The organism is Moraxella sp. K1664 (genome assembly GCF_039693965.1).
Lineage (GTDB): Bacteria > Pseudomonadota > Gammaproteobacteria > Pseudomonadales > Moraxellaceae > Moraxella.
The window spans coordinates 1,836,915-1,855,512 of record NZ_CP155576.1; the positions used below are offsets into that span (position 1 = coordinate 1,836,915).

Genomic DNA, 18,598 nt, shown 5'->3' on the forward strand with positions numbered 1-18,598 from the left:
TTTGTCAATTTTAAATCAATCTTGGGCGTTTTGGAGTTTGGGGTCAGCAAAAACCACCACTTCTTCTTCAAATTCAGGTTTGACACGCACCACAAAGTCTTCACGAGACAAGCCCATACGCAAAGGAATGGAGCTGGCAACATAGACCGATGAATACGTCCCTGCAATGGTGCCGATAAACTGAGCCAGAGCAAACCAAAACAGACCTTCACCACCTAAGAACAGCAATGCAAGCACAACCACAAAGACCGTACCAGAGGTCATGCAAGTACGGCGTAAGGTCTCAGTCAGAGATAGGTCAATGACTTGACGGGGCAGCAGTCCACGCACACGGCGAAAATTCTCACGGATACGGTCATAGACCACGATGGTGTCGTTCACCGAATAACCAATCAATGCCAACACAGAGGCAAGCACGGTCAAGTCAAACGGCCAACCAAAGATGGCAAAAAGTCCGCACACCACAATCACGTCATGGAACAGGGCGAGCGTTGCTCCCACTGCCAATTTGAATTGAAAGCGAATGGAGATGTACACCATCATTAGAATAAGTGCCAATCCTAACGCCATGAGCGACTGTGTATAGACTTCTTTACCCACTTGACTGCCGATGATGTTGACGTTATCCACTTTGGCAGGGTTGGCAGGTAGGTTTAGGGCATCGCTTAGGGCGTCGCTTAGACCTTCAGGGTCTTTGTTCTCTTGGGGTGGCAGGCGAATGAGTAGCTCTTGACGGGTGCCAAGATACTGCACAACCGCATCATTAAAGCCTTTGTCAGCTAGAGCGGAGGCAACTTGTGCCTGCTCCACAGGCTGACTGTACGCCACATCGGCAGAGATACCGCCTGTGAAGTCCAGTCCGAGATTTAGCCCCTTGGTGGTGATGGCAACCAAACTGGCAATCACCAAGATGGCAGAGAGAACCACCATGGGGATCTCTAATTTCATAAACGGGATAATGCGTTTATTACCCAGTAGTTTGACCCCACCTTCTTTTTCGGCAAACTCATCGGTTTGGGCGATGATGGCTTGATTGTCAAGGCTGGCATTGGCAGCGGCGTTACTGCCCTTACCGTCACGGCGTGGAGCACGACGACGGCGAGTCTCACCGGTGGTGTTAAGATTGTCGTTATTGTCTGTCATCTTCTACTCCTAGCCGATACTAATTTTGGTGAGATTTTTGCGATTGCCGTACCAGATTTGCATCAAGGCACGAGTGACAATGATGGCGGTAAACAAGGAAGTGATGATACCGACAGCAAGCGTGATGGCAAAGCCCTTGACAGGACCTGTACCGATGGCAAACAAGATAAAGGCAATCAGTAGCGTGGTTAAGTTACCATCAAAGATGGAACTAAATGCACGGTCAAAGCCCGTAACGATGGCGGACTTGGGCTTGGCACCACTGGCAAGCTCCTCACGAATCCGCTCAAAAATCAGCACGTTAGCGTCCACCGCCATACCCATGGTCAGCACGACCCCAGCGATACCGGGCAGGGTCAGCGATGAGCCGATGATGGACATCACCGCCGCCAGCGTGATGATGTTAAAGGCAAGGGCGATATTGGCAATCACACCACAAGCACGATAGAACACAATCATCCATAAGAACACGAGCAGATAGCCGATTTTGGATGCACTAAGACCTTTATCAATGTTATCTTGACCCAGTGATGGACCAATGGTACGCTCTTCGACAAAGTACATCGGTGCTGCCAATGCCCCAGAGCGAAGCAGTAGGGCAAGCTCGCCAGCTTCGGCAGGACTGTCTAGTCCTGTAATGACAAAGGATGAGCCCAACACCGCCTGAATGGTGGCACGGTTGATGACCCGAGTCTCACTATAAGGCTGACGCACTTCCTTAGTCTCGCCTGTGGCGGGGTCGGTCTCATAGCCGATGCGTTGCTTGTTTTCGATAAATAGCACCGCCATTTGCTTGCCCACGCTGGTGCTGGTGGCGTTTTGCATGAGACGACCGCCTGCGGTGTCTAGGGTAATAGATACCTGTGGGCGACCATTTTCATCAACACCGGCTTGGGCGTTTTGGACTTTATCGCCTGTCACGATGGTTTGGCGGTCAAGTAAGACGGGTGAACCATCAAGCGTACCAAAAGGGAAGGCTTCGGTGCCGGCAGGGGCGATACCGCCTGTGAAACTCTCCGCACCGTCTGCGACCATGCGAAACTCTAAGTTTGCCGTACGACCCAGTACACGTTTGGCTTCGGCGGTGTCCTGCACGCCAGGTAGCTCTACAACGATACGGTTGGTGCCTTGCGACTGTACCAGTGCTTCTGCCACACCCAGCTCATTGATACGGTTACGCAAGGTGGTCAAGTTCTGACCGACAGCATACTCGTTGATTTGGTTTAGGGCTTGTTCGGTATAAGTGAGTTCTAGCACCGCCCCGTCATTACTGGCAAGGGGTCTTAGCGTGAAGTCCATCATGTTCCCTTGCAGGGCACTTTGGGCTTGGTTGCGTTCATCGTCGCTATTAAAGGTCAGTACCATGCCATCTTTGGTGGTTCTTAGGCTTTTGACGGCGATTTTGGCGGTACGCAGATTGCGACGCACGTCTTGGGTGGCAACCGTTAGGCGTTGCTCTAACGCTTTATCCATGTCCACTTCTAGGACGAACCGCACGCCCCCACGCAAGTCCAGACCCAGTTTCATCGGCTTTGCCCCGATGTTTTTTAGCCATTCGGGCGTGGTCTGGGCAAGGTTTAGTGCCACAACGTAGTTCTCGCCTAGGTTTTGGCGTAAGGTCTCTTGGGCTTTGAGCTGGTCTTCGGCGGTATTTAGGCGAATCAAGGCACTGTTATTGGCAAAGCTACCATCATGATGTGCCAAACCTGCCTTATCAAGCAGAGCCTGTGACTGCACCAACACGTCAGATGTCAGTTCAGTACCAGCACTGGCACCTGTGATTTGTACCGCAGGTTCATCAGGGTAGAGATTGGGTAGGGCGTAAATGCCAGAGACGACCAGCACCACAGCGATGAGTATGTATTTCCAAGCAGGGTAATGCATAAGGACTTCTTTACAAAGGTTGATGATGTGGGTTTGGCTTATTAATTAAATCATTTAAAAACTGCACAAACCAAACCCTTTAATAATTGACAATAATTTAAGTGTTAAATCATTGTTTGGTCTTGTTAAAATAAGGCTTATCCTTTTGCCCAATGCATTTATTTAAAATGCATGCTTAGGGCGTGCCTACCGTTGATAACATTTTTATAAAATATGGTGAAATTTTAACATTTTGATTCATTTTTGCATGAAAAATGTCTAAATCTTGTGGCTCGAAGTCAAAATCCTTGTTGATATTTCAATATCAACTGCGGACTTTTCCTTGAAAAACGTGCGATTTTTCTCATTTCTCATGGCAAATACCAAAGGCAGGCACGCCCTAACAATACCGAATTTAGATATTTTCAATCGTGCCTTTGGGCAATACGCTAATCACGGACGCACGTTGGATTTTGACATCGGTGTTGTTGTTTAGGGCGATGACCGCATAGTCGCCATCAACTTTTTTGACGCGACCGACCAGACCGCCAGCAAACACCACTTCATTATCCACTGCCAACGCATTGACCATGGCACGGTGTTCTTTGGCACGCTTGGACTGGGGGCGAATGATGAGAAAATAGAAAATGGCAAAAATGGCAATCATCGGTAATAATTGCAAAAAAGCATTGGGTTGAGCCGGGGCGGTGGTCGCCAAAATAGAAAGTAGCATGAGTGTTCCTAAATTTCCAAAACGAAAAATAACGCATATCATACCATAAAACAAACGCATTTTATAAAATTTTACATAAGTCTTTGAAAAATTTTATAAATTTCCCAAAAAATACCGTTCTGCTCCCAACCCTAACCACGTTCATCATCATAAAATTGTCCACTTTATCCTAAAATACTTGCAGTTGTCATCATTTTAGCTTAATATTAGCGATTAATTTAAGTCACTCACTCTTTATATGCCCCGACCGCGATTTTTCCTTATTGCCATCTCTTTATTAGCCATCACGCCCATCATTGCCTTTGCCACAGCAGGCGAGAGCGTGGGGCAGGCAAGTAGCACCAATGTTATCTTGCTTATCTTTTATGTGGCGTTGTCGCTGATTGTTTCCTTTATTTGTTCTATTTCAGAAGCGACCCTTTTGACAATGACCCCAAGCTATATCGACACGCTAAGAGATGACAACCCCAAAACTGCCGACTTACTCAATGAAGTCAAAGTTAAAAACATCGAAAAATCCATCTCATCAATTCTCACGCTCAACACCATCGCCAACACCTTAGGCTCGCTTGGGGCAGGTTCGCAGGCGACGATTGTGTTTGGTAGTGCGTGGTTTGGGGTGTTTAGTGGCGTGATGACGCTTGCGGTACTCATGGGCAGTGAGATTATCCCAAAGACGCTAGGGGCGACTTATTGGCGACGTTTTGCTGTGCCTGTGGCGTACTATGTCAAGGGCATTAGTATTTTGCTGTTTCCCATCGTGTGGATTGCCGAGAAAGTCTCTCGCTTGCTCACTCAGGGTAATAACGAGAGTGGGTTTAACCGTCATGAGTTCATCGCCCTTGCCAATCAGGGCGAAGTCTCAGGGCAGATGAGTGAGTTGGAGACACGTATTATCAAAAACTCGTTGGCTCTGAGCATGATTCATGTGGAGAGTATCGTTACGCCACGCTCGGTGATGATTGCCTTTGATGAGAATATGACGGTGGGTGATGTGTTCGCCACGCACCCTAAATTGCCATTTTCTCGTTTTCCCATTTTTGATGAAGACCTGGATAATGCCACAGGTTTTGTCCTAAAAAGCGACCTACTTATTGCCAAAGCCAACCAAGAGATTCACACGCCCATTAAGCATTTTAAGCGAGACATTACTTTTGTCTTTGCCAAGATGAAGTTGTTTGATGTGTTAGATTTGATGTTAAAAGAGCGACTGCACATCGCCCTTGTCGTGGGCGAGTTTGGTGAAGTTAAAGGTATTGTGAGTTTAGAAGATGTGCTTGAAACCTTGCTCGGGCTTGAAATTGTTGATGAGATTGACCGTGTTGATGACATGCAAGCCCTTGCCCGTCAGCTCATGGATAGACGCATGAGTAGGCTAGGCACGACCGTTGCCGATGATGAAAATGTGGATAATGTGCCAAATGATAATAAAGGCTAAATGTGGTTAATGGCAAGGTGTGCCATTTTATTCTTTTAAAATTTATAAATTAAAAACACAATCTTTGGGTTGTGTTTTTTTGATGCTAATAATTTATTTAACATAATCCAAAAGAAAATATTCCGCCATCGCAATCACCAATAAATGCACAGGATAAAACCAATAAAACAAGTAGCGACCGCCAAAGTCAGACCCCTTTCGTCCATTAAAGCCATAGATGATAAGGGCGGTGAGTATCATGCCAAAGTGCATATAGCCAAGCCCTACGGTGGTGTTAAAGCCGTAGATGAGTACATAGATGACAGGCAAGGATAAGAGATAAGCGATGATAAGGTAGTTAGGCTGATTTTTATAAAAATAATCAAACAGTAGCGTCATATAAATCATGGCAAAGCCATAATCACATAGGCTGATGATAGGATAGAGTAGGGCGATAAGGATTGCCTTTTCCCAAATATTAAAAACCTTATGGTGCCGAATCATCAAAGCAATGAGTGATAAAAACAGCGAAAACAGCACATTACCACGCATGAGACGTGTCATCACAGCCCAGTCGGTTTGTCCCTGATTTTCAATGAAGTTTTGAGATAGTAACACAGCATCGCTAATGCCAATATTAAACAGCCAAAAGGGTGGTTGTGAGATAAGGGCAAACAGCCCCAACCGCTTGGCATAGCCCTTGACGTCATGCGTATGATAAAACCCGACCACGAGCAAGTAGCACATGAGCGGAGCTACCGCCCGCCCCAAAAAGTGTAGTATCTCTGATGAATGCGTATCATACTCCAGAAATCGCCACGCCACATGGTCGGCGGTCATGAGTAGCATGGCAAGCCATTTGACATGAAAAGCGGTCAATGGCTGATGGGTTTGACGGCTTATGCTGGTCATTTTAGGCTTTTGGGCTGATTGATGGGTTATCGTCCAATAATTATTGTGCCAATGGCGGTACCGTGTCAGGGGCGTGTTGTTGGTGGCGTTTGTTCCGTTGGTCGGGTAGGGCTTGACGTTCGTTATCAAAGGCGGTCAAAGGCAAAAATGCCACGTTTTGGGCGGGCAGTTTTTGGCTATGGGTCAGTCGCCATGAGCCAGCTTCTATCTCGGTGGTGCTGTCGTCATCATTGGTGATGTTAAGATAGTATTTGGCGGGTAGGGGGTCAAGCGTGAGTGTGCCAGTGTAGAGATTATCACTTTGGTAAGTCAGCACAAAATCACGGTCTTTGGCTTTGTCAGTGGCGTGTGAGACCTTGACATTGAGTGTGGCAGGATAACTCATGCTTTGGGCGGATTTTAATTCAAACCGTACTGCACAATCATCGGGCGTGCCGTCTAATCGCATGATGCCTGATAAGCCTAAATCATGGGCGAGCTTATCTTTGGAGGCGTCTTGGTAGAGGCTTTTGCCGTCCATGTACCAGTCATCACGCACGGGCGAGTCTTTGATTTTAAAGGCGTGTACGATAAAGAAAATGCAGCCAATGACTACGATGAGTGGCAGTCCGATGACGAACACAATGACCATGTAGTTTTTGTACCAAACATTGGCATTGGTGCTGGCAGTGGCTTGGGGGGTATTGGGGGTTGGGGTGGTCGCTGACATGATGACATAAGGATAAAATTTGGCTTATTCTAGCATTTTTTACCCAAAAAGCCAAAATTTTCCACGGTAAAGCGGGATACAATGAGAGTCAAAGTAACATCTTAAATTCGGGGCATTTGAACATTTGTAACAATTTTTAAAAATATCAGCAAAGCATTGGCATAACTGGGGTAAAATCTGTTAAAATAGCGTGCTGATAATTGCTTGTTTCTTTTATATTGTTTGTCATTTCATCTTATTCATCAAATTGTGGGGAACGACCATCATGATGACCATCGCTGGAAAGCCGTTTTTAACCCAGTTTCAGACAGACGCTCTCATCAAAGAGCTAAATACCAAAGCCAATTTACCCATTCGTGCCATCAAATCACAGCAGATTTATGTTTTTCCCAGTTATCTGACGGCTGATGCACGCCAAAAAGCGTTGAGTCTCTTAAATGACGGCTTGGAGGTTGATGAAGATACGGCAGGTGAGGGCGAGCGTCAAGTGGTGGTGTCGCCACGTTTTGGTACGATTAGCCCGTGGGCATCCAAAGCGACTGATATTTTTAGAAACTGTGGGGTGGACATTGAGCGTGTCGAGCGTGTGGTGTTGTTTACCTTAACAGGCGATGGCGAGCTACCACGCAAACTGCCACAGGTCGCCCAAAATATCCTGCACGACCGCATGACCCAAAGCCTAAGCTATGAGTTGTCAGCGGTCAAAGCTCTGTTTGGTGATGACAAACCTGCAAGTCTCACGCACATTGACATCATGGGGCAGGGGCGTTCGGCATTGGTGCAGGCAAATCGTGAGTTTGGCTTTGCCCTGTCTGACGAGGACATGGATTATTTGGTCAAGCATTTTAATATCTTAGCTCGTAACCCCACTGATGTGGAGCTGATGATGTTCGCCCAAGCTAATAGCGAACATTGCCGTCATAAGATTTTTAATGCCGAATGGACAATTGATGGTAAAAAACAAGACAAATCATTATTTAAAATGATTAAAAACACCCATGAGACTTCCCCTGAGGGGATTTTGTCGGCTTATAAAGACAATGCGGCAGTCATGGAGGGTTTTACCGCTGAACGGTTTTATGTCAATAAAAATAGCGATGGCGTGCATGAATACGGCTTTCATGAAGAGCCTGTTGATATCTTGATGAAAGTAGAAACCCATAACCATCCCACCGCCATCGCTCCTTATGCAGGGGCGGCGACAGGCTCGGGCGGTGAGATACGAGATGAAGGGGCAACAGGGCGTGGCGGTAAGCCAAAGGCAGGCTTGGCAGGATTTAGCGTGTCGCATTTGCACCTGCCAGAGATGCCCGAAAAATGGGAGGCTGGTACCAAAGCATACGGCAAGCCAGAACGTATGGCGTCCGCTCTTGAAATCATGACTCACGCTCCGCTAGGCAGTGCGGCGTTTAGTAACGAGTTTGGTCGTCCTAACCTAACGGGGTATTTTAGAAGTTTTCAGCTTGACACCAGTGCCATGCAGGACGGCAGTCAAATGCGTGGCTATCATAAGCCGATTATGATTGCCGGTGGTTATGGTAATATCAAACGTGATTTGGTGCAAAAAAATACCATCAAGCAGGGCGATTTGCTCATCGTGCTTGGGGGTCCTGCCATGCAAATCGGGCTAGGCGGTGGGGCGGCAAGCTCGGTGGATAGCGGTAGCCTAGATGAAGGGCTAGACTTTGCCAGTGTACAGCGTGATAATGCCGAGATGGAGCGTCGTTGCCAAGAGGTGATTGACACCTGCTGGGCGATGGGGGCAGAGCATAACCCCATTGTCTCCATTCATGACGTGGGGGCAGGCGGGCTATCTAACGCCATGCCAGAGCTGGTGGATGACCATGAGCTTGGGGCGGTGTTAGAGCTTAGAAAAGTGCCATCGTTAGAGCGTGGCATGTCGCCGATGGCAATTTGGTCAAACGAAGCCCAAGAACGCTATGTGCTAGCCATTGACCCTAAGGACGAGGAGTTATTTACTCAAATTTGTGAGCGTGAGCGTTGTCCTTTTGCGGTACTGGGCGTGGCAACCGATGTGCGTCAGCTTAGAGTCAATGACGAGCTACTGCCAGAGCAGCCGGTGGACATGCCCATGCAAGTGCTACTCGGTGGCACGCCTAAGATGAAGCGTTCGGTACGTCGCCAAAATACTCAGCTAATAGCACTAAATGTCGATGAGCTAGACATTGCCAGTGCTGTTCGAGATGTGCTAAGACACCCGACCGTGGCAAGCAAATCATTTTTGATTAGTATTGGCGACCGTTCTATCACGGGCATGGTGGTACGTGAGCAGTATGTGGGACGTTATCAAGTGCCTGTGGCAGACTGTGCGGTGACGATGACAGGACTGCTTGCTGATACCGGCGAGGCGATGGCGATGGGCGAGCGTACGCCTGTGGCACTCATTAGTCCCAAAGCGTCAGCACGCCTAGCAGTGGGCGAGGCGGTAACCAACTTAGCCAGTGCCAATATCGCCAAGATATCAGACATCACCCTATCTGCCAACTGGATGGCGGCATGCGGTGATGATGGTGAAGATGTGGCGTTATATGATGCGGTGCATGCGGTGGGCGAAGAGCTATGCCCTGCCTTGGGCATTGCCATTCCTGTGGGTAAGGATAGCTTATCCATGCGTGCCGGTTGGCAAGATGATGGCATGGACAAAGCGGTGGTGTCGCCCATGAGTCTTATTATCACAGGTTTCGCCCCTGTCCAAGACATCAATAAGACACTAACGCCTGAGCTTATCAATATTGACAGCCGTCTGTATCGTATTGACTTGTCCAAAGGTCAATACCGTTTGGGCGGCTCTATCCTTGCCCAAACACTAGGTCAGCTTGGCGATGATTGTCCTGATGTGGACAATGCCGATGATTTGCGACGTTTTTTTGAGTTTATCCAAAGTGCCAATAACCAAGGCTTTATCAGTGCCTACCATGACATCTCTGATGGTGGTCTGATTGCCACTGTGGCGGAGATGCAGTTCACTGCCCGTGTCGCCATTAACCTATCTCTTGACGATGATAATGTCTTAGGACAACTGTTTGCCGAAGAGTTGGGGGCGGTGGTGCAGGTGCTACCTGAGTATGCCTTTGATTTTGAAGAGTTGGCTCACAGCATGGGCGTGTCAGAGCTGGTAAGTGAAATCGGACAAGTCTTTGAAACCCCAGCAGGTGGTGCCGACCAAGACATTCTAAGCATACAGACAGCCAGTATGGACTTAGAGTTTATGCGTAGCGATTTGCAAAATGAGTGGACAAAAGTCAGCCACGCCATCGCTCGCTTGCGTGATAATCCTATCTGTGCCGACCAAGAGTTTGCACTCATCAACGACATCGACCATCACGGACTGATTGCACAGGCAAATTACGACCTAAATCAAGCTGTAGAAGCCCCATATGTCAATGCTCGCACCAGTTTCCCCAAAGTTGCCATCTTGCGTGAACAAGGCGTGAATGGTCATTTGGAAATGGCAGCCGGCTTTAAGTTGGCAGGCTTTGATGCACTGGATGTGCACATGAGCGACCTGATGAGTGGACGTGTCGATTTGCGTGATGTGGATGGACTGGTGGCGTGCGGTGGATTTAGTTATGGCGATGTGCTAGGGGCAGGCTCGGGCTGGGCAAGCAGTGTGTTGCACCACGAAGAGCTGTCGATGATGTTCGCCAGATTTTTCCATCGCCCCGAAACCTTTGCATTGGGCGTGTGTAACGGCTGCCAGATGATGAGTCAACTCAAAGGCTTGATGGTCGGGGCAGAGCATTTCCCACGGTTTAGCACCAACGTATCGGCACGGTTCGAGGCTCGCACCGTCAATGTGCGTGTAGAACGCACCAAATCTGTGTTATTAAAAGGCATGCAAGACAGTATTTTGCCGATTGCGGTGGCACATGGAGAGGGCTTTGCCAACCTTGATGATAAGGCAATTTTTGAGCTAGAAAACAGTGGTCAAATCGCCCTACGCTATGTGGACAGTCAAGGGCGACCCACTGAGCATTATCCTTTAAATCCCAACGGCTCACCGCAAGGCATTACAGGTGTTTGTAGTAATGATGGACGGGTAACGCTCATGATGCCACACCCAGAGCGGACACTGCGTGCGGTCAATCACTCATGGAAACCTAACGAGTGGGACAAAGATGGGGCATGGATGCGACTGTTCCGTAATGCCCGTGCGTTTTTACGATAACAACCCAAACCAAAAAAACATCGTCATGTTGGCGGTGTTTTTTTTGTGAAAACGTCAAATTTATCCAATGACTTGACGTGGTTATTTTTTATTTAAATAATTTTACAAAATATGCTATAATTGTAAGGTTAATCTGTCAGGATTAGCGGATACCTTATTATAATCTACTTTCATAAAATCACATGGGGTGATTTATGCCAGCCGAATGGTCAGCCATTGTCTATTTACTTGCCAGTCTAGGGCTTGTCGTCTTTATGCTTGTCGTGCCACGTTTGCTTGGTGGGCGGTCAAGCGGTTCTCAAAAACAAGAAAACTTTGAAGCGGGGGTGGTCTCAGCAGGGACGGCTCGCATTCGCTTGTCTGCCAAATTTTACCTTGTGGCGATTTTCTTTGTGATTTTTGACTTAGAAGCCTTGTATCTGTACGCCTATTCGGTAAGCGTGCGTGAAGTGGGCTGGGTGGGGTTTGCGACCGCTTTTGTCTTTATCGCCATTTTGTTTGTGGGGCTTGTCTATGAGATGAAACTTGAGGCGATGAACTGGGCTCCTGCTGATAAACGTGCCAAGAAAAAGCGTATCTATGAGCGTCCTGCCGACTTTGATTTGGCGAGCATTACCGCCTTTAATGGCATTGATGAGCTACACTCAGACCCCACAGGCAAGGTACCTGCCCAGTCATCGGGACGGATTTTTGCAGGGCGTAAAGACTTGCAAGCGGTACTTGAAAAGGACAAACAGGATATGGCAAACATTGACCATATCAATGAGACAGGACGTGTTACCACGCAGAAGTTTGATTAAGTTTGGAATTTGACCGTGGATGATATTAAGCAAAAAGCCAATGAATTAGCACAATATTTATATAAAAAACAAATTCTAAATCAAGAATTACCCAAAATAATGGGTAATGACTTGATGTTGTTTTTTGTGCAAATTAAGCAACAGCTCAATCTTGCTTTTCCAAACACCAAATCAACACCCAAAATGAAAAGTATCCATTACGCCAATGGATTTCAAGATGAAAAACTAAAAAACATCGCCTTTATTCTTGATGATATTGAAGAGATTTTGTCCCAAAATCACCATATCAATCACGATAAAGTGGTGAGCTTTTTTAATCAAACAATAACAGAAAGTAATTTTGAAGTCTCACCCAAAAATTTAGTTATTGTACATATAAACAGTCTTTTAAATTGTTAAAAATTTTAATAGTTTAAAAGACAAAATTCTTAAACGCCAGTTTTAAAAACAAGCAGTTACGATTATGAAATATACGTTCACTCGTGCCAACGAATCCGCCGACCAATACCCACACCAAACTCGCCAAGTGATTGACGACATCACCCAAGCCGAGATTGACAAAAACGTCTTTATGGGTAAATTGTCGGATTTGACGCACAACCTTGCCAACTGGGGGCGAAAAAATTCGCTGTGGCCGTTTAACTTCGGCACAAGCTGTTGCTATGTGGAATACGCCACGACCTTGACGGGCGTACACGATTTATCACGCTTTGGGGCGGAGGTTATCCGTGCATCCCCCCGTCAGGCGGACGTGATGATTGTGGCAGGGACGTGTTTTGTCAAAATGGCACCCGTGATTCTGCGATTGTATGAGCAAATGCTAGAACCCAAATGGGTCATCTCTATGGGGGCGTGTGCCAACTCGGGCGGTATGTATGACATTTATTCGGTGGTGCAGGGCGTGGACAAAATCCTGCCTGTGGACGTGTATATCCCTGGTTGTCCGCCACGCCCCGAGGCACTCATTCAGGCGTTAATGCTCCTACAAAACTCAATCCAAGAGGAACGCCGTCCGCTTGGCATTCATCTTGACCAAAATATCTATCAGCCGATTATGACCCCTGAACGGGATAGAAAAAATGCGGAAAGGATTGCGGTTAAGAATTTAAGAAGTCCTGATAATGTGGAATAAATAGGGGTTGAATAATGAGTTTGCCAAAAAACCCAGAAAAATTCACTGAATTTTTAAAATTGCTAAATTATTGCTATCAATTAAGCGATGAAAAATTAAATGACATTCAAAATACTTATGCAGAAAATGAGTATGATGAATTTTATGAGTTGTTTGAATTAATAGAAGGGAGCTTTGATAATCATTGGGATGATTGGCGTTTTTATAGTGAAGATTTGTGTGATTATATTGGTAAGCGTATCAATCAACAATTTTTTATTGATGATGAAGAAGTGCAAGGCGATATTAATGTTGTTATTAATCATTTAGAAAACCAAACCGAATACAGCTTACTAGGTTTGGAAAGTGGCAGTGATGATATTAATATTTGGGTGGTTAAAAAATCTGACAGACCAACTTTATTAGAATTGGCTAAAAGTTTGGGTTTAATGGCTTATTAAATTGCAGGCAATTTTAGGAAAAAATATGAACATCACCGCCCTTGACCATTTGGTTTTGACCGTTGCCGATATTCAAAAAACACTGGATTTTTATGTGGGTGTGCTTGGTATGACCGAGATTACTTTTGGCGACAATCGTAAAGCCTTGCAGTTTGGTGTACAAAAAATCAACCTACACCAAAAAGGGCAAGAGATTAAACCAAATGCAACCCATGCCGTCTGTGGCAGTGGCGATTTGTGCTTATTGACGGATACGCCACTTGATGACGTGATGAGTCATTTAAACGCCCACAACATCACTATCATTGACGGTATTGTGCCACGCACAGGGGCGGTCGGGGCGATGCAGTCCATTTATGTCAATGACCCTGACGGTAATTTGATTGAAATTAGCAGTTATCAATAATTGGAAAAATCATGCACACCCCAAACGCACTTTTTGTATATGGTACGCTTGCCCCAAACCGCCCCAATCACCATATCATGACACCAATTGCAGGTGGTGAATGGGTATCTGCTTATGCCTTTGGTGAGCTTTTGCCAAATGGCTTTGGGGCGTCTTTGGGTTATCCTGCCCTTATCCCTGCCGATGACGGACAAAAGGTGCAAGGCTTTATTTTTACGTCCGATGAGCTTGCAGACCATTGGGACAGGCTTGATGATTTTGAAGGGGTGGGTTATGACCGTGTTATTATTACGGCATATTTACAAACAGGCGAGAGCGTAACCGCTTATGTCTATGCGTTGGCGGATAAGGATATTAAACGGTTTAGGCAAGTTTGATATTTAAAAATGGCTAATAAGGATAAGATGATGAAAGTCATTCAAGACGACATTTATCAAGCGGTTGCTTTTTATTATGAGCTTGCCAAACAAAATTATCCAAACCTATCATCATTTGCCATTGTAACTGATGAGAGTTTTGAAACGTTTTTGATTGCGGTTAATGCCGATGAATTTTTTGATGACTTAAAAAATGAAAAAATTGCCGATGAAGATTATTGGAATACCTCAGAATGGCAAAATGAATGTTTTCATAGAAATGCTTTTAATATCAATATAAAAAATGTTAAGAGTTTTTTAGAAGATTATGATAATCATATTGAGAAAAATGAATTTTTAGAAGTTTGTCTTAATGCATTGCAAGCGGTTCATGATGATAAACGTATTTGTATGTTTGTCCATATTACAGACTTTGCATTTGATAAAAAATTGCATGATATTGTAAAAACATTAAATGGCGATGAGATTGCCGAATGTTATCAAAAATATCATACTGGATATTGATTAAAGGTTTAAATTTTAATAAATTTAACAGGGGTAAAAATGAGCCAATTTAATCATATTGACATCAATACCATTTGGGATAATTCATTTTTTGAGCAAGGCGAGTATTTGGCGGATAAGGAAATTGAGCGGTTTAGGCAATTTTGTATTTTATTTTATTGGTATTTTTTTAATTTAATATTAAATACGCTAAACGTTAAATTAACACGTTCTTGTCAAGAGAACAGAAATTAGGGTGTAATTACGCACCATTTAACAAACAAACAGCAGTAATGGTGTATTGTATACACCTTGCACCCAAAGGACGATTTTATGAGCGACAAACTTGCAAAATACGGCATTATCAAAACCAATCGCCCCAAAATCCCTGCAACCAAAAAACTGGATTTAACAGGCGAACAAGGGCAACAAATCATCAAATCCGAAACCAAACTTGTGCTTAGGACACATAAAGAAACCTTTAAACGCTTGGCAGATATGTAATGGATATTATTTGTTTTCCATTTGAGCGAGTTATTGAAATTAACACCTATATTCTTTCTACCGAAAAAGGCATGAAAGGACAAGCGGATATTGGCAAATTGCAAGGAGCGTTATCTCGGATTGATAATGCGATTTTGTACGAAGGCTTAAATGATGTTTTTGAAATTGCCAGTAAATATGCCAGTAGTATTGCAATGGCTCATGCCTTATCTGATGCCAATAAGCGTACAGGGTTGGCGGTTGCCTTGGAGTATTTATCGCTTAATGATTATGAAATCACAATAGACCATATTTTAATGGCGGACGCTATGCGTGATTTGGTGATTGGTGAATTATCTGAAAGTGAATTTGCGGATATTTTGTATTATCAATATTTAAAGAGTTGATTTTAATTTAACAAGTTATTTAATATAAAAATTGTATTAAAACGGTATGTCATATGCACCAAGTCATATTGTGGCATTATTCAATAAAGACAGATTTAAAAGTAGGCGTATAGGGGTAAATCAGTCGCCCAAAAGTCAAAACTTTATGACAGGGCAAATATAATTTGCCCCTACGGATTTATCAAAAGTGTGATAAATTAACATTGGGCGAGTAAATCCCCAAAAATACAAATTGGGCAACCGCCCAAACCCAAACAGCAAGCAGTTGCAAGCCAAAAATAAGTTGGAAATTATGAGCATTAACCACATTCACGATTTTGACATTTTAAACGAGCTAAACGCTAAGTTTACAAATCTTGTCGTCCAAGAAACGGCAGACGGCATTCCGACCGTTTGGGTAGATAAAGGGGCGGTGCTTGATGTGCTGATGTTTTTGCGGACACTGCCCAAGCCCTTTGTTATGCTTGTGGATTTATCCGCCATTGATGAAAGACTTCGTAAGCACCGCCACGGCTTACCGCCTAGCGATTTTACGGTGTTTTATCATCTGATGAGTTTGGAGCGAAACTCGGACATTCGCATTAAGGTTGCCCTAGCTGAGGGCGAGCATATCCCGTCTGCGACCAAGATTTATCCCAATGCCAACTGGTATGAGCGTGAAGTGTGGGATATGTTTGGCGTGGTGTTTGACGGACACCCGCACCTGACACGGATTTTGCTCCCCAAATACTGGGAAGGACACCCACTGCGTAAAGAATACCACGCTCGGGCGACCGAATTTACGCCGTATTTTTTGAACACTGCCAAACAAGAGTTTGAACAAGAAAACTTACGTTTTATCCCCGAAGAGTGGGGCATGAAACGCTCGGGGCGTGATGAAGATTTTATGTTCCTAAATATCGGTCCTAACCACCCGTCCGCTCACGGGGCGTTCCGTTTGGTGTTACAGCTTGACGGCGAAGAGATTGTGGACTGTATCCCCGATATTGGCTATCATCATCGTGGGGCGGAAAAAATGGCAGAACGCCAAACGTGGCATTCGTTCATTCCTTATACCGACCGCATTGACTATCTGGGCGGTGTGATGAATGAATTGCCCTATATCATGGCGGTTGAGAAACTCGCTGGCATTACCACCCCTGAGCGTGCCAACGTCATTCGCATTATGATGAGTGAGTTTTTTAGGATTACCAATAACTTGCTTTATTGGGGGACGTTTATCCAAGACGCTGGCGGTATGACCCCTGTGTTTTATATGTTTGCCGACCGTCAAAAGGCGTATGATGTCATTGAAGCGGTAACGGGCTATCGTATGCACCCTGCGTGGTTTAGGATTGGCGGTACGGCTCACGATTTGCCAAATGGTTGGGAGCGATTGGTGCGTGAGTTTTTGGACTGGATGCCAAAACGCCTTGATGAATACTATAAGGCAACGATGACCAACACCGTGCTAAAAGGACGTACACAAAATGTCGCCCAATACAACGCCAAACAAGCCCTAGCGTGGGGCGTAACGGGGGCGGGACTTCGTGCCACGGGCATTGATTTTGATTTGCGTAAAGCGAGACCGTATCTAGGCTATGAGAATTTTGACTTTGAAATTCCTGTGTTTTATAACGGTGATGCGTATGATAGATGTTTGGTAAAAATTGAAGAGATTCGCCAATCACTTCGTATCATTGAGCAATGCCTAAACAATATGCCAAGCGGAGCGTATAAAGCCGAACACCCGCTTGCCGTGCCACCGCCAAAAGGCCGCACCTTACAAGACATTGAAACGCTCATCAACCACTTTGTGTCGGTGTCGTGGGGACCTGTCATGCCAGCAGGGGAGAGTGCCTGTATGGTAGAAGGCGTAAAAGGGCTAAACAGCTATTATGTAACTTCCGACAACTCAACGATGAGCTATCGCACTCGCATTCGTACGCCTACCTTTGCCCATTTGCAACAAATGCCGTCTGTGATTAACGGCTCTTTGGTATCCGATGCGATTATTTATTTGGCAAGTATCGATATTGTTATGGCGGATTGTGATAGGTAGGTTCATATGAGTATTTTTTTGATTGAAAGTGATAAATCAGAATTGTTGAAGCCAATCACCTTTAAAGAAGGAAATATGTTAGAAAAAGACATTCAAAATATCATTAAATCCAACCCTAGCATTTTAGGAGAAGAATTATTGATTGTGGGTGAAGAGTTATCACCTTTTGAAGACAGTAAAAAACGTTTAGATTTATTGGCGTTAGATGAATTTGGAAAATTGGTTGTTATTGAATTAAAAAGAGATAATGACGGTTTTCATATGGATTTACAAGCCATTCGCTATGCGTCTATGGTAAGATTGTTTAGTATTGATAAGATTGTTGAATTTTATGGTAATTTTCACAATTGTAATAATGAGCAAGCAGAAAAAGCAATTGATAATTTCTTGGGCGGAGATTATGCTCAAAAATTAGATTTCGATAATGTTCGCATTATTTTGGTTAATCAAGATTTTTCAAAAGACATTACAAATACAGTATTGTGGCTAAATGAACAAGGGTTGGATATTAAATGTATAAAAATTAACCCTTATAAATTAAATAGTGAGAGTATTTGGGATATTGATACTATCATTCCTGTAAAAGAAGCCCAAGAATATCAATTGAAATTAAGAGAAAAGAAACATTCAGACCAAGAAACCAAGCGTAATAATAAAGATTTTAGCAAATATCAATTTAACGGTGGAATTTTTGGTAAAGGTCGCTTGGTTTTGGCAGTTGTTAGTGATTACTGTAAAAATAACCCTAATATTGACATTGTTCATCTGCAAAATAAATTCCCCAAAGAATTGCAATCAAGACTTGAAACGGCAATTTTGTATTCAGATTTAGAATATGATTCAAAATTGGCGGAGAGATATTTTAAAGATAATGTTATTACTTTAAATAATACAAGTAAGATTGTTGTTTGCAATCAATGGGGCGTAGGAAATATTGATAGATTTATTGAGTGTGCTACAAAACTTGGCTATAAGATTGAAAAGCAATCCCAAATGCAGTTAGCAACCTAAAATATTGATATTGTAAAAATCGACCCTAAACTTAAAAAGAGAAATAAATACC

Annotated in this window: 19 protein-coding genes; 14 read left to right on the forward strand and 5 right to left on the reverse strand. The window is 44.5% G+C overall.

All coding sequences use genetic code 11. The features are described from left to right. Nucleotides 1–15: 15 nt before the first annotated feature. From secF to yajC, 3 genes are all read right to left on the reverse strand, one after another. A complete protein-coding gene (gene secF / locus AAHK14_RS09165; protein ID WP_065256561.1) occupies nucleotides 16–1,143 on the reverse strand; it encodes a protein translocase subunit SecF in 1,128 nt (375 codons plus the stop codon). Nucleotides 1,144–1,152: 9 nt separating this feature from the next. Continuing rightward, the gene (gene secD / locus AAHK14_RS09170) at nucleotides 1,153–3,027 is read right to left on the reverse strand and encodes a protein translocase subunit SecD (protein WP_065256560.1); all 1,875 of its coding nucleotides are present in this window, start codon (nucleotides 3,025–3,027) and stop codon (nucleotides 1,153–1,155) included. Between the two features lie 394 nt (nucleotides 3,028–3,421). After that, the gene (gene yajC, locus AAHK14_RS09175) at nucleotides 3,422–3,739 is read right to left on the reverse strand and encodes a preprotein translocase subunit YajC (RefSeq protein ID WP_065256559.1); all 318 of its coding nucleotides are present in this window, start codon (nucleotides 3,737–3,739) and stop codon (nucleotides 3,422–3,424) included. Between the two features lie 238 nt (nucleotides 3,740–3,977). Here yajC and AAHK14_RS09180 point away from each other — a divergent pair, with 238 nt between their 5' ends. Continuing rightward, nucleotides 3,978–5,177, forward strand: a complete 1,200-nt coding sequence (locus tag AAHK14_RS09180) for a hemolysin family protein (RefSeq protein ID WP_083108207.1) — start codon at nucleotides 3,978–3,980, stop codon at nucleotides 5,175–5,177. Between the two features lie 93 nt (nucleotides 5,178–5,270). Here AAHK14_RS09180 and AAHK14_RS09185 read toward each other — a convergent pair whose 3' ends face one another. Then, nucleotides 5,271–6,068, reverse strand: a complete 798-nt coding sequence (locus AAHK14_RS09185) for a TraX family protein (protein WP_065256558.1) — start codon at nucleotides 6,066–6,068, stop codon at nucleotides 5,271–5,273. A 40-nt stretch (nucleotides 6,069–6,108) separates the two neighbouring features. After that, complete coding sequence (locus AAHK14_RS09190; RefSeq protein ID WP_065256557.1) at nucleotides 6,109–6,777, reverse strand: FixH family protein; 669 nt, start codon at nucleotides 6,775–6,777, stop codon at nucleotides 6,109–6,111. 265 nt (nucleotides 6,778–7,042) lie between these two features. On the opposite strand from AAHK14_RS09190, the gene purL reads away from it, so the two are divergent. The 13 genes from purL to AAHK14_RS09255 all read left to right on the forward strand — a co-directional run bounded on the left by purL (nucleotide 7,043) and on the right by AAHK14_RS09255 (nucleotide 18,546). Continuing rightward, nucleotides 7,043–10,966 (forward strand): phosphoribosylformylglycinamidine synthase, encoded by a 3,924-nt coding sequence (gene purL, locus AAHK14_RS09195; RefSeq protein WP_172823632.1) that lies wholly within the window; start codon nucleotides 7,043–7,045, stop codon nucleotides 10,964–10,966. A 194-nt stretch (nucleotides 10,967–11,160) separates the two neighbouring features. Next, complete coding sequence (ndhC, locus tag AAHK14_RS09200) at nucleotides 11,161–11,766, forward strand: NADH-quinone oxidoreductase subunit A (RefSeq protein ID WP_065256556.1); 606 nt, start codon at nucleotides 11,161–11,163, stop codon at nucleotides 11,764–11,766. A 15-nt stretch (nucleotides 11,767–11,781) separates the two neighbouring features. Beyond that, entirely contained in the window at nucleotides 11,782–12,165 is a 384-nt protein-coding gene (locus tag AAHK14_RS09205) for a hypothetical protein (protein ID WP_197035915.1), read from the forward strand. Between the two features lie 64 nt (nucleotides 12,166–12,229). Then, nucleotides 12,230–12,898: an NADH-quinone oxidoreductase subunit B gene (locus AAHK14_RS09210; protein WP_065256554.1), complete on the forward strand. Its 669-nt coding sequence runs from the start codon at nucleotides 12,230–12,232 to the stop codon at nucleotides 12,896–12,898. Between the two features lie 14 nt (nucleotides 12,899–12,912). Then, entirely contained in the window at nucleotides 12,913–13,338 is a 426-nt protein-coding gene (locus tag AAHK14_RS09215; RefSeq protein ID WP_065256553.1) for a hypothetical protein, read from the forward strand. A gap of 25 nt (nucleotides 13,339–13,363) precedes the next feature. Then, the gene (locus tag AAHK14_RS09220; protein WP_065256552.1) at nucleotides 13,364–13,744 is read left to right on the forward strand and encodes a VOC family protein; all 381 of its coding nucleotides are present in this window, start codon (nucleotides 13,364–13,366) and stop codon (nucleotides 13,742–13,744) included. 11 nt (nucleotides 13,745–13,755) lie between these two features. Further along, nucleotides 13,756–14,121, forward strand: a complete 366-nt coding sequence (locus tag AAHK14_RS09225) for a gamma-glutamylcyclotransferase family protein (RefSeq protein ID WP_065256551.1) — start codon at nucleotides 13,756–13,758, stop codon at nucleotides 14,119–14,121. A gap of 30 nt (nucleotides 14,122–14,151) precedes the next feature. Further along, nucleotides 14,152–14,625 carry a DUF4303 domain-containing protein gene (locus AAHK14_RS09230; protein ID WP_065256550.1) on the forward strand — a complete coding sequence of 158 codons (474 nt, stop codon included), beginning with the start codon at nucleotides 14,152–14,154 and terminating at the stop codon, nucleotides 14,623–14,625. A 39-nt stretch (nucleotides 14,626–14,664) separates the two neighbouring features. Next, nucleotides 14,665–14,859: a hypothetical protein gene (locus tag AAHK14_RS09235; RefSeq protein WP_065256549.1), complete on the forward strand. Its 195-nt coding sequence runs from the start codon at nucleotides 14,665–14,667 to the stop codon at nucleotides 14,857–14,859. A 78-nt stretch (nucleotides 14,860–14,937) separates the two neighbouring features. Further along, nucleotides 14,938–15,108 carry an acetyltransferase gene (locus AAHK14_RS09240; protein WP_065256548.1) on the forward strand — a complete coding sequence of 57 codons (171 nt, stop codon included), beginning with the start codon at nucleotides 14,938–14,940 and terminating at the stop codon, nucleotides 15,106–15,108. Further along, nucleotides 15,108–15,494 carry a type II toxin-antitoxin system death-on-curing family toxin gene (locus AAHK14_RS09245; RefSeq protein WP_065256547.1) on the forward strand — a complete coding sequence of 129 codons (387 nt, stop codon included), beginning with the start codon at nucleotides 15,108–15,110 and terminating at the stop codon, nucleotides 15,492–15,494. Before AAHK14_RS09240 ends, AAHK14_RS09245 begins: the two co-directional genes overlap by 1 nt. Before the next feature lie 265 nt (nucleotides 15,495–15,759). Beyond that, nucleotides 15,760–17,535, forward strand: a complete 1,776-nt coding sequence (nuoC, locus tag AAHK14_RS09250; protein WP_227514751.1) for an NADH-quinone oxidoreductase subunit C/D — start codon at nucleotides 15,760–15,762, stop codon at nucleotides 17,533–17,535. Between the two features lie 6 nt (nucleotides 17,536–17,541). Next, nucleotides 17,542–18,546, forward strand: coding sequence for a hypothetical protein (locus tag AAHK14_RS09255; protein ID WP_065256546.1), 1,005 nt, complete (start codon nucleotides 17,542–17,544; stop codon nucleotides 18,544–18,546). The last annotated feature ends 52 nt before the right edge of the window (nucleotides 18,547–18,598 follow it).